Origin of the sequence: Streptomyces sp. NPDC093065, from assembly GCF_044754585.1 — a bacterium.
Lineage (GTDB): Bacteria > Actinomycetota > Actinomycetes > Streptomycetales > Streptomycetaceae > Streptomyces.
The window spans coordinates 300,235-314,531 of sequence record NZ_JBIVPJ010000001.1; the positions used below are offsets into that span (position 1 = coordinate 300,235).

Annotated in this window: 12 protein-coding genes; 5 read left to right on the forward strand and 7 right to left on the reverse strand. The window is 74.5% G+C overall.

Going from position 1 to position 14,297, the window contains the following annotated elements:
* Positions 1-7: 7 nt before the first annotated feature.
* The 3 genes from ACIQFU_RS01240 to ACIQFU_RS01250 are packed head-to-tail and all read left to right on the forward strand — an operon-like array spanning position 8 to position 3,035.
* The gene (locus ACIQFU_RS01240; protein WP_402548068.1) at positions 8-1,174 is read left to right on the forward strand and encodes a glycosyltransferase; all 1,167 of its coding nucleotides are present in this window, start codon (positions 8-10) and stop codon (positions 1,172-1,174) included.
* Entirely contained in the window at positions 1,171-1,890 is a 720-nt protein-coding gene (locus ACIQFU_RS01245) for a lipopolysaccharide biosynthesis protein (protein ID WP_402548070.1), read from the forward strand. The genes ACIQFU_RS01240 and ACIQFU_RS01245 overlap by 4 nt, the downstream gene beginning before the upstream one ends.
* Complete coding sequence (locus ACIQFU_RS01250) at positions 1,887-3,035, forward strand: GNAT family N-acetyltransferase (protein WP_402548071.1); 1,149 nt, start codon at positions 1,887-1,889, stop codon at positions 3,033-3,035. The genes ACIQFU_RS01245 and ACIQFU_RS01250 overlap by 4 nt, the downstream gene beginning before the upstream one ends.
* A 37-nt stretch (positions 3,036-3,072) precedes the next feature.
* On the opposite strand, the gene ACIQFU_RS01255 is transcribed toward ACIQFU_RS01250, so the two are convergent.
* Positions 3,073-4,275, reverse strand: coding sequence for a glycoside hydrolase family 26 protein (locus ACIQFU_RS01255; RefSeq protein ID WP_402548073.1), 1,203 nt, complete (start codon positions 4,273-4,275; stop codon positions 3,073-3,075).
* A gap of 170 nt (positions 4,276-4,445) precedes the next feature.
* Between ACIQFU_RS01255 and ACIQFU_RS01260 the strand changes: the two genes are divergently transcribed.
* A complete protein-coding gene (locus tag ACIQFU_RS01260; RefSeq protein WP_402548075.1) occupies positions 4,446-5,795 on the forward strand; it encodes an ATP-grasp domain-containing protein in 1,350 nt (449 codons plus the stop codon).
* 97 nt (positions 5,796-5,892) lie between these two features.
* Here the strand turns inward: ACIQFU_RS01260 and chpA are convergent, their stop codons facing one another.
* The 3 genes from chpA to rdlA all read right to left on the reverse strand — a co-directional run bounded on the left by chpA (position 5,893) and on the right by rdlA (position 7,735).
* Positions 5,893-6,678 carry an LAXTG-anchored chaplin ChpA gene (gene chpA / locus ACIQFU_RS01265; RefSeq protein ID WP_402548076.1) on the reverse strand — a complete coding sequence of 262 codons (786 nt, stop codon included), beginning with the start codon at positions 6,676-6,678 and terminating at the stop codon, positions 5,893-5,895.
* A gap of 142 nt (positions 6,679-6,820) precedes the next feature.
* Complete coding sequence (gene chpD / locus ACIQFU_RS01270; RefSeq protein WP_052838075.1) at positions 6,821-7,048, reverse strand: chaplin ChpD; 228 nt, start codon at positions 7,046-7,048, stop codon at positions 6,821-6,823.
* Positions 7,049-7,339: 291 nt separating this feature from the next.
* The gene (rdlA, locus tag ACIQFU_RS01275; RefSeq protein ID WP_402548078.1) at positions 7,340-7,735 is read right to left on the reverse strand and encodes a rodlin RdlA; all 396 of its coding nucleotides are present in this window, start codon (positions 7,733-7,735) and stop codon (positions 7,340-7,342) included.
* 262 nt (positions 7,736-7,997) lie between these two features.
* Between rdlA and rdlB the strand changes: the two genes are divergently transcribed.
* Positions 7,998-8,390, forward strand: coding sequence for a rodlin RdlB (gene rdlB, locus ACIQFU_RS01280; protein ID WP_373900041.1), 393 nt, complete (start codon positions 7,998-8,000; stop codon positions 8,388-8,390).
* An 89-nt stretch (positions 8,391-8,479) separates the two neighbouring features.
* On the opposite strand, the gene ACIQFU_RS01285 is transcribed toward rdlB, so the two are convergent.
* The 3 genes from ACIQFU_RS01285 to ACIQFU_RS01295 all read right to left on the reverse strand — a co-directional run bounded on the left by ACIQFU_RS01285 (position 8,480) and on the right by ACIQFU_RS01295 (position 14,135).
* Positions 8,480-10,408, reverse strand: coding sequence for an AMP-dependent synthetase/ligase (locus tag ACIQFU_RS01285; protein WP_402548080.1), 1,929 nt, complete (start codon positions 10,406-10,408; stop codon positions 8,480-8,482).
* Positions 10,409-10,587: 179 nt separating this feature from the next.
* Positions 10,588-11,487, reverse strand: a complete 900-nt coding sequence (locus ACIQFU_RS01290; RefSeq protein WP_402548082.1) for an ABC transporter permease — start codon at positions 11,485-11,487, stop codon at positions 10,588-10,590.
* The gene (locus tag ACIQFU_RS01295) at positions 11,484-14,135 is read right to left on the reverse strand and encodes a CocE/NonD family hydrolase (protein WP_402548084.1); all 2,652 of its coding nucleotides are present in this window, start codon (positions 14,133-14,135) and stop codon (positions 11,484-11,486) included. Before ACIQFU_RS01295 ends, ACIQFU_RS01290 begins: the two co-directional genes overlap by 4 nt.
* Positions 14,136-14,297 lie beyond the last annotated feature (162 nt).

Sequence of the window (14,297 nt, forward strand, 5' to 3'; positions counted from 1 at the left end):
GGCGGACGTGAAGGCCCTGCACATCATCACCGGTCTCGGTGTCGGCGGCGCCGAGCAGCAACTGCGGCTGCTGCTGCGGCACCTGCCCGTCGACTGCGACGTCGTGACGCTCACCAACCCCGGCCCGGTCGCCGAGGGCCTGCTGGCCGACGGCGTGAAAGTCGTCCACCTCGGCATGACCGGCAACCGCGACCTGGCCGCGCTGCCGCGCCTGGCCCTGCTCATCCGCACCGGCGGCTACGACCTGGTGCACACCCACCTCTACCGCGCCTGCCTCTACGGCCGCATCGCCGCCCGCCTGGCCGGGGTGCGCGCGGTCGTCGCCACCGAACACTCCCTCGGCGACTCCCAGATGGAGGGCCGCGCGCTCACCCCGGGCATCCGCGCCCTGTACCTGGCGGGAGAGCGCCTCGGCAGCGCCACGGTCGCCGTCTCCCCCACCGTCGCCGACCGGCTGCGCCGCTGGGGCGTGCCCGAGCCCCGTATCGAGGTCGTCCCCAATGGCATCGACCTGGCCCGCTTCCGCTTCGACCCGGTCCAGCGGCTGCGCACCCGGCGCCGCCTCGGCCTGCCCGAGGGCGCGTACGTCGTCGGCGGCGTCGGCCGGCTGACCGCGGCCAAGCGCTTCGACGTCCTGGTCCGCGCCCTGGCCCTGCTGCCGCCCGACTGCTGGCTGCTGCTGGTCGGCGGCGGCCCCGAGGAGCACCTGCTGCGCCGCACCGCCCGTGAGGCCGGCGTCGCCGACCGCGTCCTGCTCACCGGCGAACGCCCCTACCTGCCCGACGGCTCCCCGGGCCCCGACCTGCCCGCCCTCGCCGCCGCGATGGACGTCCTCGCCTCGCCGTCGCCGGAGGAGGCCTTCGGCCTGGCCGCCGTGGAGGGGCTCGCGTCCGGGCTGCCGGTGCTGTACGCCTCCTGCCCGGCGATCGAGGACCTGCCCCCCGGGTTCGCGCCCACGGCACGGCGGGTCGGGGGCGGCACCGGGGAGTTCGCGCGCGCCCTCGCCGAGGTGCGCGCCCGCGGCGGCGCGGTGCCCGGCATGCGCACCGCGCCCGAGGCGGCCCGCCACTACTGCGTCACCCGCAGCGCCGCCCGGCTGATGGACGTGTACGCGACCACCCTCACGCATCCGCTACACCCGTCCCCGGCATCCCAGGGAGTCAGTTCCGCATGACCGAGTCACTCACCCAGTCCCCGGCCGAGCCCGCGACGGCCCCCGAGCCCGCCCCGCCCGCACGCCGGGACAGCGCCCGGACCGCCCTGCGCCGTCTCCCGCGCCGCCTGCGTTCCCTGCCGCCCTGGTCGGCACTGGCGGCCGGCGTCCTCGCCGGCGGGCTGCTCGGCGCCGGGTACGGCCTGCTCTCCACCGCGCGGTACACGGCGACGAGTTACGTCGTGGCCGTGCCCGCCGACCAGTCCGACCCCTCGGCCGCGCTGGGCTTCGCGCAGGCCTACGGCCGGGTCGCCACGCAGCTCGCGGTGCTCGGCGACGCCCAGATGTGGGCCCACGTGCCGGTGGCGACCCTGGAGCGCAGTGTGCGCACCGCCACCTCCCCGGACGCGCCGATGGTCTCCGTGACGGCCACCTCCGCCGACCCGGAGGAGGCCGCCGACATGGCCAACGCGGTGGCCCGCGCCCTGACCCGGCACGCGGACGCCTCCGCCGGCGACACCCATGTGGAGCTGCGGCAGTTCGCCCGGGCCACCAAGCCCACCGAGGCGTCCTCGCCGTCCGCCGCCGTGACGGGCCTGGTGGGCGCGAGCGCGGGCGGTCTGCTGGGCGGGCTGGCCCTGCTGGTCCGGCCGCGCCGCACCGGCCGGGAGCCCGGCCGCACGGCGGCGGCCGTACCCGGACCGGCTTCGGCCGCCGACGGCCGCGGACAGCTGTGACGCCTCCCAGGCCCCCGCACCCGGGTCCGCTCCCGCCCGGCCACACGATCGAACTGGTCACCGACGAGCGGGTCTTCGCGGGGCTGGCCGCCGAGTGGCGGCGGCTGTACGACGGATGTGACACCGCCACCCCGTTCCAGAGCCACGCCTGGCTGTACTCGTGGTGGCGTTCGTACGGCTCGCCCGGCAGGCTGCGGCTGGTGCTGGCCCGCGACGGCCGCGAACTGGTCGCCGCCGCACCGCTGATGCTGGTACGGCGTCCCGTACCGGCGCTGGTGCCGCTGGGCGGGGCGATCTCGGACTACGGGGACGTCCTGCTGGACGACGAGCGCGGCCCGGAGGCCGTGACCGCGCTCACCGCGGGCCTCGCGGCGGCGTCCCGCACGGCGCTGGTCGACCTGCGCGAGGTACGGCCGGGCGCCGCCGCCGAACGGGTCTACGCCCGCTGGCGCGGGCCCCGGCGCCGGCTGGACGACTCGCTCTGCCTGGAACTGCCCGCCCTCCCGCTGGACGAGCTGGTCGCCCGGCTGGCCTCGGCCAAGACCAGGCAGCGGGTCCGCGCCCAGCTGCGCCGGCTGGACGCGCTCGGCGTCAAGGGCCGGCCCGTCCTGCCCGACGAGGCGGACGCGGCCGTGCGGCGCCTCCTCGAACTGCACCGGTTGCAGTGGCGGGGACGGAACGTGACCGGCGAGCACCTGCTTCCCCGGTTCCGCGAGCACCTGGTGCGGGCGGTGGGGCCGATGGTGCGGTCCGGGGACGCGGTGGTCACCGAGTTCCGGATGGCCGACGAGGTGGTGGCCGTGGACGTGACGCTGCTGTCGCGCCGGCTGGCCGGCGGCTACCTCTACGGCGCGCATCCCCGGTTGCGGGAACGGAAGGCGGACGTCGCGGTGATGCTGCTGGACGCGTGCGCCTCGTACGCACGCGCGCCGGGGCGCGGCACGCTGAGCCTGCTGCGGGGCGACGAGCCGTACAAGCACCGCTGGCGCCCCGAGCCGGTGCCGAACCAGCGGCTGCTGCTGGCCCGCCGCCGCACGGCCCCGCTGCTGGCGGCGGCCCTGTGCGACGCGGCGGCGCGCCGGCGGGGCAAGGAGCTGCTGCGGCGGCGGGCGGAGCGGAGGGAGCACGACGGTGGCGGCACCTGACCGGGCCCGCCGCCACCGCGGCACCCTGCGCGCGCCTCTACCGCTCGCGCGAGTACCAGTCCAGGCGCAGGCACAGCTTCCCGCCGAGCCAGTGCTCCACCCAGTCGCCCAGCTCCAGCGGCGAGCAGTCGGCCGGAGGCTCGGGCGCGGTGGAGGGCACCGGGGGTGCGGTGGGCGTGGGCGTGGTGGAAGCGCCGGGCTCCGGGACCGTCGGCTCCGTCTCCTCGGTGCGGCCGAAGAGCACGGACCGGTAGACGGCGGTGGAACGGGGGTTGTCGTCGCACTGCCAGACGCCGTGCGGGCAGTAGTCGGTGACCGTGTTGTACACCGGCTTGTGCTCGTCCATCCAGGCGAGCATGCGCCGCATGTACGCGGCGTTGTCGCCGTTGCGGAACAGCCCCCACTCCGGGTAGGAGACGGGCTTGCCGTGCGCCTTCGCGAAATCGACGTGCGCCTGGAGCCCGTAGGGTTCCTTCACCTGCTCGTCGAAGGTCATGCCGCGCGGCTGGTCGTAGGAGTCCATGCCGACGATGTCGACGGTGGCGTCGCCCGGATAGCACTGCGTCCACGGCACGGCGTCCCGGCCGCGGCTCGGCGCGAAGTCGAAGCGGAACTTCTGGCCGGGCACCGCGCGCATGGTGGTGACGATCCGGTTCCAGTACGTCTTCCAGGCCTCCGGATCCGGTCCGCAGCGGTGGGTGTAGGTGGTGCCGTTCATCTCCCAGCCGAGCACCAGCACCGTGTCCGGCACCTTGAGCGCGACGAGGCGTTCGGCGAGGGCGCGGAAGTGCTGGTCGAAGCGTCCGGCGGCGCCCTGGCGCAGCAGTTCGCGCACCTCGTCGTCGCCGACGTGCTCCTCGTTGCGCTCCATCATGGGCACGTTGAGGACGAGCATCCGGTCGGCCTTGCGGGTGCGCCAGTCGGCCCACACGTCGAGGAAGCCGGGGGCGCCCTCGATGTTGCTCCAGCGGTCGCCGGGCAGGTAGGTGTGGCCGACGCGCAGTTCGGCGCCGCCCAGCCAGTGGCTCAGCGCGGCCATCCGAGCCACGCCGCGCGGGCCGTAGTCCAGGTACGCGCCGAAGGCGGGGCCGGCCTTCGGACCGGGTTCGGGCGCGGGCGCGGCCGGTTCGCCGGCGGCGGCACCGGGTCCCGCGGCCAGGAAGGCCGCCGCCGCGATCGCCGCCACCGCGGCGTGCGCCGGCCGCCGCCCGGACCGCGCCCGTGACTGCCGTACGGCCATGGCGGCCTCCTTAGATCTCTGGTCCGGTCGGATCTCCGGCCCGGTCTCCGTTACTGACACTCAGTCATATGAGATGCCATCACGCCACCGCCGTTACGGCTTTCGAGTGCGGTGATCGCCCGCACCGGTGAACCGAGGCGTCCGCCGCCCGCATACGAAGGAAGTCTCCCGTGCCGCTGCTCGACACCCGTGTCCCCGCCGTTGTGCTGCGGACCGACCGCAATCCCTTCCACCACGGAACACTGGGTGCCGTGCGTTCCCTCGGCCGCGCGGGGGTGGAGGTGCACGTGGTCGCCGACTGCGCCGGGAGCCCGGTCCGTGCCTCCCGTTACCTGGGCGGGCTGCACACCCCGCCGCCGCCCGGCGCGTCGCTCGGCGAGATCGTGGCGGCCCTGCGCCGCGTCGCCGCGCGGATCGCCCGCCCCGCCGTACTGATCCCGATGGACGACGCGTGTGCCGTGGCGGTGGCCCGGGCGCGGGCGGAACTGGCGCCCGCCTATCTGCTGCCGGACCAGCCGGGCGGGCTCGCGGAGCGCGTGGCGGACAAGGCGGAACTGGCCGGTGTGTGCGCGGCCCTGGACGTCCCGCACCCCGAGACCGTGATCCCCGGCGGCGCGGCGGAGGCGGCGCGCGCTGCCTGGCGGCTGGGGCTGCCGGTGGTGGCGAAGTGGAGCCGGCCCTGGCTCGTTCCCCCGGGCGGCGGGCTGCGCAGCACGGTGCTGGTGCGCTCGGCGCGGGAGGCCGGGGAGCTGTACCGGCGGGCGGAGGAGGCGGGCAGCCGGCTGCTGCTGCAGGCGTTCCTGCCGCCGGGCCCGGACCGGGACTGGTTCTTCCACGGGTACGCCGCCCGCTCGGGCACGGTCCGGGCGGGCGGTGCGGGCCGCAAGACGCGGGCCAGGCCGCGCGGCGCGGGTCTGACGGCGGTGGGCCGCTGGACGCCGAACCCGGAGGTGCGGGGGCTCGCCGAGCGGATCGTCGCCGAGCTGGGCTACCGGGGCGTCCTCGACCTCGACTTCCGCCGCTGCGGCACGACCGGCCGCTATCACATGCTCGACTTCAACCCGCGCCCCGGCGCCCAGTTCCGGCTCTTCGCCGACACCGCGGGGCTGGACGTCGTACGGGCCCTGCACCTGGACCTGACCCACCGTCCGCTGCCGCAGGGGGCGCCGCGGCCGGGGCGGGTGTTCGTGGTGGAGAACTACGCGCCGCTGAGGGCACTGCGTCCGGTCCGTGAGGGGCGCGGGGGCCGGGAGCTGGCCTGGTACGCCCGGGACGACCGGGCGCCGGGCAGGGCCCTGTGGGCGCTGTGGGGCCGGCACGTGGGCGCCCGGCTGCGGGACCGGGCGCACCGGAGCGACGCCCGTCCGCCGGCCGGCGCCCCGGCCCGGGGCCGTGTCGTGCGCCAGGCCTCCGCACCGGCCGCGGACCGCCCCGGTGTCTCCGACCGTCCGGACGAGGACCACCGGGGCCGCCCGGGCCACGCCGGCCGTCGCGACGCGGACCGCGCGGGCATCCGCTGACGCGGACGGGCCGCCGGGGTGGAGAACACGACACCCCCGGCGGCCCGTGCGGGGGCCGTCGGGGGTGTGGGGGGGGGTCGGGGCGAGCGGGCCGGGGTCAGCGGCCTGCGGCGGCCCGGCCCCGGCGGTACAGGATCGCTCCGCCCGCGATCAGCACGGCACCCGCGGCCGCGGCACCCAGCGTGCCCTCGCTGCCGGTCTCGGCCAGCGCGGGCGGCTGCTCCTTCGGGGGAGCCGGCGGGGGGTGCTCCTCCTCGGGCGGCGGCGGGGGCTCTTCCTCACCGGGGGGCGGCGGCTCCTCGTGGGTGGGCGGCGGGGGCTCCTCCTCGCCGTAGCCGGGGGGCGTGGTCGGGGGCGGCGGCTCCTCCTCGCCGTAGCCTGGGGGCTCCTCGGCGGAGTTCTCGCACGCGTTGCCGAACACCGGGTTCAGCGCGGCGATCACGTCGGCGGTGTTGCCGCAGAGGTTGACCGGCACGTCGACCGGGATCTGCGTGTTGTTGCCGGATCCGACGCCGGGCGAACCGTGGGTCGCGCCGTCCGCGTGGGAACCGGAACCGGACGAGGACGAGGACGAGGACGAGGAGGACGTGGACGAGGTGTCCTCGCCGTATCCGCCGCCGTGGCCGTCGGGCTGCTCGTCCGAGGCGTTCTCGCACTCGTTGCCGAAGGCCGGGTTCAGCGCGGCGATCACGTCCACGGAGTTGCCGCAGGCGTTCACGGGGATGTCGATGGGGGCCTGGAGGGCGTTGCCGGAAACGGCGCCCGGCGAGTTCGTGGCGGCCCCGTCCGCATGCGAGTCGGCAAGGGCGGGGCTGCCGCACAGGGAAAGGATGCCCGTCGCGGCGGCAGCCGCGACCATCCCCCTGCTCAGGGTCTGTCGCACTCTGGTTGTCTTCCTGCTGGTAGATGAGAGATGGCTGGAGAACGGTCTGGGGGACTGGCCGCAGAAAGAGGGAACGGCCGGCCCCGAACCAAACGAGTTGGCCGAGGCCGGCCGTGACGCAGCCGGTCGGTGCGGAACGACGTCAGTCGTTCTCGCACTTGTTGCCGAACGCCGGGTTCAGCAGACCAACGACGTTGATGCTGTTGCCGCACACGTTGACGGGAACGTGCACGGGAACCTGGACGACGTTGCCGGACAGGAGGCCCGGGGAGCCTACGGCGGCACCCTCGGCGCCGGCGTCGGCGAAGGCCGGGGCGGCCATGCCGAGGGCCATGATCGCGCCCGCGACGACAGCAGCGCTCTTCTTCATGAACTTTCCCTTCTCTGCGGTCATGCCTGATTGACGGCCGAAACCGCGCGAGCACAGCATTGACGGCTCGCACCATGACCTGCAGCCTGCAAACGAGGAATTGACGGCCGGAGAAACTACCGAACGTGGGACACCCCGGAATTCACTCGGATGCCTCACGGCACGGTCCGGCCGTTCCCCCAGGAGAGCGACGACGTCGATCCGCTCCCCGGCGAAATCCCGTCCCGATTCACGGCCGGGCGGCCCACGCGGAAATCAGCGGGGGCCGCCCGTACCGGGCGCGGGCTGGACTCAGCGGCCCTCGCCGTTCGCCGACAGGACCGACAGGTCCTCCAGGACGTGCGACAGGGCACCGTCACGCTTGGCCTGCGTGGAGTTGTCCGCGCACTGCTGGTTCAGGTCGTCCGCCAGGACGTTGATGTCCTGGATCGGCACGAGGTTGACAGCGGCGACGTTGACGTCCTCGACACCGAGGCACGGCTTGTTCAGCGTGCCCTCGACCAGCGACAGCTGGGGGCTCATGTCGCCCTTGGTGGCCGAGTTGCCGAACGCCGAGGAGGCGCCGTTGCCGTTGGCCACGGCCGGCCCGTTGTCGTCCCCGATGGCCAGGGCCTGGGGAGCGGCGGCAGCCGACATACCGATCACAGAAGCGGCAGCCGCCGCGGCGACCATTGCCTTCTTGAGCACTTCGCGTTCCTTTCGTCGTAGCGACGCACTGTCCTACGGCCTCATCAACCCGATGCGCCATGATTGGTTTCGGGCGTTCACCCGGTTGGCCCGCACCGGATCCCGGAATCGGCCCGTAAATCGCCCAAATCCCCTGGGGAAACGCGGACCCGCACACATTTCCCGCTGTCCGCCGTCGGAGTGAACGGGAGAAACCCGGCCGGACCCACGGAGTTGACCAGAGCGCTCCGGTGGACGGGGTTTCCTCAGAAAGGACTGGCCAGTGATCAAGAAGGTAGTTGCCTACGCGGCGATCGCCGCCTCCGTCATGGGCGCCTCCGCTGCCGCGGCCCCGCAGGCGATGGCGCTCGGCGACGACAGCGGGCCCGTCTCGGCCAACGGGAACGGCGCCTCGCAGTACTTCGGCAACTCGATGACCACGGGCAACATGAGCCCGCAGATGGCGCTCATCCAGGGCTCGTTCAACAAGCCGTGCATCGCGGTCAGCGACATCCCGGTCAGCGTCATCGGTCTCGTGCCGATCCAGGACCTCAACGTCCTGGGCGACGACATGAACCAGCAGTGCGCCGAGAACTCCACGCAGGCCAAGCGCGACGGTGCGCTGGCCCACCTCCTGGAGGACGTCTCGATCCTGTCCTCCAACGGCGAGGGCTGAGGGCGCAGGCGCCGGGACGCGCCCGGGGCGGGCCGCCGAGCACATCGGCGGTCCGCCCCTTTCGCATGCCCCCGGCGCCCGGGCGCGGATCAGCGTGCCGGCGTCGCGTACAGCGCCTCTATCTCGTCCGCGTACGCCTCGACCGCCGCGTGCCGCTTCACCTTCAGGGACGGGGTCAGCAGCCCGTTCTCCTCGGTGAACTCGCCCTCGACCAGCCGGAAGGCGCGGATCGACTCGGCCCGGGAGACGGCCGCGTTGGCGTGGTCGACGGCCTTCTGGACGTCGGCGCGCATCCTCTCGTCGTGCACCAGCTCGGACAGCGGTGTGCCGGCGGGCAGCTTCCGCACCGCGAGCCAGTGGGCGACCGCCTCCGGGTCGAGGGTGATCAGGGCGGCGACGAAGGGGCGGTTGTCGCCGACGACCAGGCACTGGGCCACGGGCGGGCGGCTGCGCAGGCGGTCCTCCAGGACTGCCGGGGAGACGTTCTTGCCGCCGGAGGTGACCAGGAGGTCCTTCTTGCGGCCGGTGATGGTGAGGTAGCCGTCGGCGTCGAGGGAGCCGAGGTCGCCGGTGGCGAACCAGCCGTCGGTGAGGGCCGCGTCGGTGGCCTCCGGGTTGCCCCGGTAGGCGCCGAAGACGATGCCGCCCTTGACCAGCACCTCGCCGTCGTCCGCGATGCGCACGGCGGTGCCGGGGACGGGCGGGCCGACCGTGCCGGGGCGGGGGCCGAGCGGCGGGACGATGGTCGCGGCCGCGGTGGTCTCGGTCAGGCCGTACCCCTCGTAGACCATGATTCCGGCGGCGTAGAAGAACAGGTTGAGGTCGCTCTCCAGCGGGGAGCCGCCGCTGATGGCGTAGCGCATCCGGCCGCCCAGCTCCCGCCGGACCCGGCGGTAGACCAGCAGGTCGTACAGGGCCCAGCCCGCCCACAGGCCCGGGGTGGGGCCCTTGCCCCGGCCCAGGAAGCGTTCCAGGTGCGCGGCGCCGAAGCGGACGGCGAGGCGGTGGGCGCGTTCGAAGGAGGCGCCGCGGCCAATCTTCTCGGCGGTGGCCCGGCCGGTGTCGTGGATCTTCTCGAAGAGGTAGGGGACGCCGACCAGGAAGGTCGGACGGAACGACTTGAGCGCGGGGCGCAGTTCGTCGGGTCTGATGCTCGGGAAGTGGCCGATCTCGATGCGGGCCAGCAGGCAGGAGATCTGGATGGTGCGGCCCAGGATGTGGGCGAGGGGGAGGAAGAGCAGGGTCGAGGCGGTCTGGCCGGTGACCTCCTTGAAGATCGGGTGCAGCAGTTCGACCGTGTTGGCGGCCTCGGCGTGCAGGTTGGCGTGGGTGAGGACGCAGCCCTTGGGGCGGCCGGTGGTGCCGGAGGTGTAGCAGACGGTGGCGGCCGTGTCCGGGGTCAGCGCGGTGCGGCGCTTGGTGACTTCCTCGTCGCTCACGCCGAGGCCGAGGGCGGTGAGGTCGGCGAGCGCGCCGGCGTCGAGTTCCCAGACGCGCGGGTGCCCGGGGTGGCCGGCGGTGCCGGTCAGGACGGTGGCGGTGTTGGCGGCGGTCTCGGTGACGGCGTAGCGGGCTCCGGAGTCGCGGACGATCCACTCGACCTGCTCGGCGGAGGAGGTGGCGTACACGGGTACGGTCTGGCCGCCGGCCGCCAAGATCGCGAAGTCCAGGACCGTCCACTCGTAGCGGGTGCGGGACATGACGGCGACCCGGCCGCCGGGTTCCAGGCCGGCGGCGATCAGGCCCTTGGCCACGGCGGTGACCTCGCGGGCGAACTCCGCGGCGGTGACGGGTCGCCAGGCCCCGTTCACCTCGCGGCGCAGGACCACCGCGCCGGGGGCCTCGGCCGCGTTGGTGAACGGGATGTCGGCGGTGCTGCCCGCGGTGGGACGGGGCGCGAGGGGGGCGGTGCGGGCCTCGCGGACGGTGCCGCGGGCGTCCGTGACGGTCTCGGTCCTCGTACGGGACCGCAGGTCACTGCGGTCTCTCGCCCGTTTCAGGTCCCTGCGTACGCCCATGACGGCTCCCGGTCGCGGTCGGACTGATGCGCTGTCGCGTGTACTCGTTCACGAACTTACTTCGGAGTAAACTTACTCACGCGTAAGGAAACGTCAATGGGCGGGCCTGCGGGCCGAAGCGTGCGGCACGGGGTGGCTGTGTCTCGAAGCGGGCCCGGGGGCGGTCCGCCGGGCCGGGCCTAGGAGACGACGTCCTTGCGGGCGAAGCCCCGGAAGGCCAGGGCGAACAGCACCAGCGCGTACGTGACCGAGACCGCCGTGCCCTGGATCATGCCGGACCACTCGGGGTTCGGCTGGACGGCGTCCGCCCAGGCGAACTGCCAGTGCGCGGGCAGGAAGTCGCGCCAGTGGCCGAGCGCCGTCACCGCGTCCAGGACGTTGCCGACGATGGTGAGGCCGACGGCGCCGCCGACCGCGCCGAGCGGGGCGTCGGTGCGGGTGGACAGCCAGAACGCGAGCCCTGCGGTGACCAGTTGGGACACGAAGATGTACGCCACGACCACCACCAGGCGCTGCGCGGCCGTCCCCGGGGCGAGTGAACCGCCCGTGGGGATGGCCAGCGGCCCCCAGCCGTAGGCGACGGTGCCCACGGCCAGCGCCACCAGGGGCAGCAGCACCATCGCGGCCAGGCTCAGCCCGAGCCCGACGGCCAGCTTGGAGGCGAGCAGCCGGGCGCGCGGCACCGGCGCGGCGAGCAGGTAGCGCAGGGAGGACCAGCTCGCCTCGGAGGCTACGGTGTCCCCGCAGAACAGGGCGACCGGGACGACCAGCAGGAAGCCCGCCGAGACGAAGAGGTTGACGGCGGCGAAGTTGGCGCCGGAGGCGGTGGCGGTGTCCATCAGGGTGACCCGGTCGCCGGGACCGTCCGGCTCGCCGCCGATCGCGAAGGCGACGACGAGGACGAACGGCAGGACGGCGAGGATCGCGCCCATGACCAGGGTGCGGCGCCGCTTGAGCTGGCGCACCAGCTCCACCCGCAGGGGCAGGGTGCGGCCCGCCCGGTAGCCGCGGGCGGACTCGGGCGCCGGCGCCGGTTCGGGCCCGGGCCCGGTCGTGGCCGACTTGGTGGGCGTGCTCATGCCGAGCCTCCGATCAGGGTGAGGAAGGCGTCCTCCAGGCGGCGGTGCGGGCCGACCGACGCCACGGGCACCTCCAGGCGGACCAGTTCGGCGACCAGGCCGGGCGCCGTGCCGCCGGGGTCGAGGCGGACCAGGAGCCCGTCGTCGGTGTGCACGACCGAGGCCACTCCCGGCAGCGCGGCGACCTTGTCCACCAGCGGTTCGTCCACGGGCAGGCCGGTGCCGACGAGGAGGGTGTCGCCGGAGCCGATGATCTCGGCGACCGGGCCCGCCTGGACGAGGCGGCCGCGGTCCATGACCACGAGGTGGGTGCAGGACTGCTCGACCTCGGCCAGCAGGTGGCTGGAGACGATCACGGTGCGCCCGGCCGCCGCGTAGCGGATCATCACCTCGCGCATCTCGCGGATCTGGGGCGGGTCCAGGCCGTTGGTCGGCTCGTCCAGGATGAGCAGGTCGGGCAGGCCGAGCATGGCCTGGGCGATGGCGAGGCGCTGGCGCATGCCCTGGGAGTACGTGCGCACCGCGCGGGCGAGCGCGTCGCCGAGACCGGCGATCTCCAGGGCCTCGTCGAGGTGGGCGTCCTCGGGTGGGCGGCCGGTCGCCCGCCAGTACAGCTCCAGGTTCTCCCGCCCCGACAGGTGCGGCAGGAAGCCCGCGCCCTCGACGAAGGCGCCGACCCGGGACAGCACCGGGGCGCCGGGCCGGATGGCGTGGCCGAAGACCCTGATCCCGCCGTCGTCCGGCTTGATCAGGCCCATCAGCATCCGCAGGGTGGTGGTCTTGCCCGCGCCGTTGGGTCCGAGCAGGCCGAGCACCTGTCCCTTCTCCACGCGGAAGGACAGCTCCCGCACCGCGTACCGCTCGGCGGACCCGGCGTAGCGCTTGCTCAGGCCGGTGATCTGCAGGGGTACGTCGGCGAGCGCCGGGTCGGGCGCGGGTGCGGCGGTGCGGCGGCGGCCGGTCCACAGCAGGGCCAGGGCGACGGCGGCACCGGCCAGGGGCAGCCACCACACCCAGGCGGGCAGCGGGGCGGCGGCGGTCGTGACGCCGGGTGCGGTCGGCACCTCCAGGTCGCCCTTGAGGGAGACGGTGTACGTCGCCGGGGCGGCCGGTGAGGCGTAGCCGAGGTCGGTGGAGGCGAGGACCAGGCGGAGGCGGTGGCCCTTCTCCACCTCGTGGTCGATCGCCGGGAGGGTGACCGTCACGTCCTTGCCCGCCTTGGCGTCCTCGACGCGGACGGGGGTCACCAGCTGAGACGGCAGCACGGGCGCGGCGGAGCCGTGGCCGACGTCGTACACCTTGGCGAACAGGACGGCGTCCTCGGTGGTGGAGCGGACGTGGAGGGTGGCCGTCGGGGAGCCGGTGATCCGCAGGTCGTCACCGGCCGGGGCGGACTCGAACGCGGCGTACTGGCCGGGGAAGTCCAGGGAGACGCCGACGCCGAGCGAGGAGAGCTGGGAGAGCCCTCCGGCGCCGCCGAGGCCGGGCAGTGCGGAGACGGCGGGTGGGTTGGCGCCGGCGGGGTTGTCGACGCTCTGCTCTCGGCCGTGCAGGGGCACGGAACGCCGTCCGTTCCCCAGGCCCGGGTAGTGGTCGGCGCTCGCGCCGCGCAACTGGGCCCTTCCGTCGGTGGAGTCGACGCCTCCGGTGCGGGTGACGCGGAAGGCCGCGCCGGTGTCGGCGCCCTCGTCGTCCTTGAGGTAGCGGTCGAACCAGTCGTCGACGCGTGCCTGGACGCGGCCGGTCTCCATGTCGCCGCCGTCGTGGCCGCCCGCGATCCAGTCGACGTCCACGGGGGCGCCGTTCGACCGGATCGTCTTCGCCGCGGCGTCGGCCTGGCCGAGCGGGAAGAGGGAGTCGGTCTGCCCCTGCACGAGCAGGGTGGGCACCTTGATCCGCTCACCCACCGCCTGCGGGCTGCGCTGCTCCAGGAGCTTCACCGCCTCGGCGTCGGGCGTACCGGACTCGGCGACCCGTTGGTACATGCGGCACAGGTCGGCCTCGAACCGGTCGCAGCCGCCGCCGGAGTTGACGAAGATGCCGGCCCACAGCTTCTTGAAGACGCCGTTCGGGAACAGCGCGTCCGCCAGGTTCCAGTACGTGATCGCCGGGGCGATGGCGTCCACCCGGGGGTCGTGGCCGGCCGCCAGCAGCGCGACCGCACCGCCGTAGGAGCCGCCCGCGATGCCCACACGGGGGTCGCCGTCCTCGTCCAGCCGGACCTGGGGCTGCTGGGCGAGCCAGTCGATCAGGCGGGAGACGTCGGCGACCTCGCCGTCCGGCGCGTTCAGCCCGATCTTCCCCGTGGACTTGCCGAAGCCGCGCGCGGACCAGGTGAGGACCGCGTACCCGTCCCTCGCCAGGTCCTCGGCCTGCGCCCGTACGTCGTCCTTGCTGCCGCCGAAGCCGTGCGCGAGCAGGACGGCCGGGCGTCGGCCGCCGGATCCCGCCGTGAAGTACGAGGTGTCCAGGCGCACGCCGTCGCCCACCGCCACGGCCCGGTCGGCGTGCCGCACCGGGGCCGGGTCGTCACCGGCGACGGCCGTCCACGTCCCGGCACCGGCGAGCACGACGACGGCGGCCGCGGCGGAGAGCATCCGCCGCGGCCCCCGTAGCAGCCCTCGCACGCGGGGCAGTCGAAGATCCATGCGTCAACGGTACGGGCCGCCGCCGACGACGGGGGCCGCCCCGGGAGTGAACCGTCGGCCCTCCCAGGGAAGTACGCGCCCGGCCGCGGGTACCACGGGCGCGGTAGTCCGGCCGGGTTCCGGCGGACCGCCGCCGGGCTTCGCCCCCCACCGACGGCGTCC

Bases quoted from the DNA above. Each gene is read 5' to 3' on its own strand.
- ACIQFU_RS01245 (WP_402548070.1), top strand. From the start codon at position 1,171: ATGACCGAGTCACTCACCCAGTCCCCGGCCGAGCCCGCGACGGCCCCC.
- ACIQFU_RS01255 (WP_402548073.1), bottom strand. From the start codon at position 4,275: ATGGCCGTACGGCAGTCACGGGCGCGGTCCGGGCGGCGGCCGGCGCAC.
- chpD (WP_052838075.1), bottom strand. From the start codon at position 7,048: ATGAAGAAGAGCGCTGCTGTCGTCGCGGGCGCGATCATGGCCCTCGGC.
- ACIQFU_RS01285 (WP_402548080.1), bottom strand. From the start codon at position 10,408: ATGGGCGTACGCAGGGACCTGAAACGGGCGAGAGACCGCAGTGACCTG.
- ACIQFU_RS01290 (WP_402548082.1), bottom strand. From the start codon at position 11,487: ATGAGCACGCCCACCAAGTCGGCCACGACCGGGCCCGGGCCCGAACCG.
- ACIQFU_RS01295 (WP_402548084.1), bottom strand. From the start codon at position 14,135: ATGGATCTTCGACTGCCCCGCGTGCGAGGGCTGCTACGGGGGCCGCGG.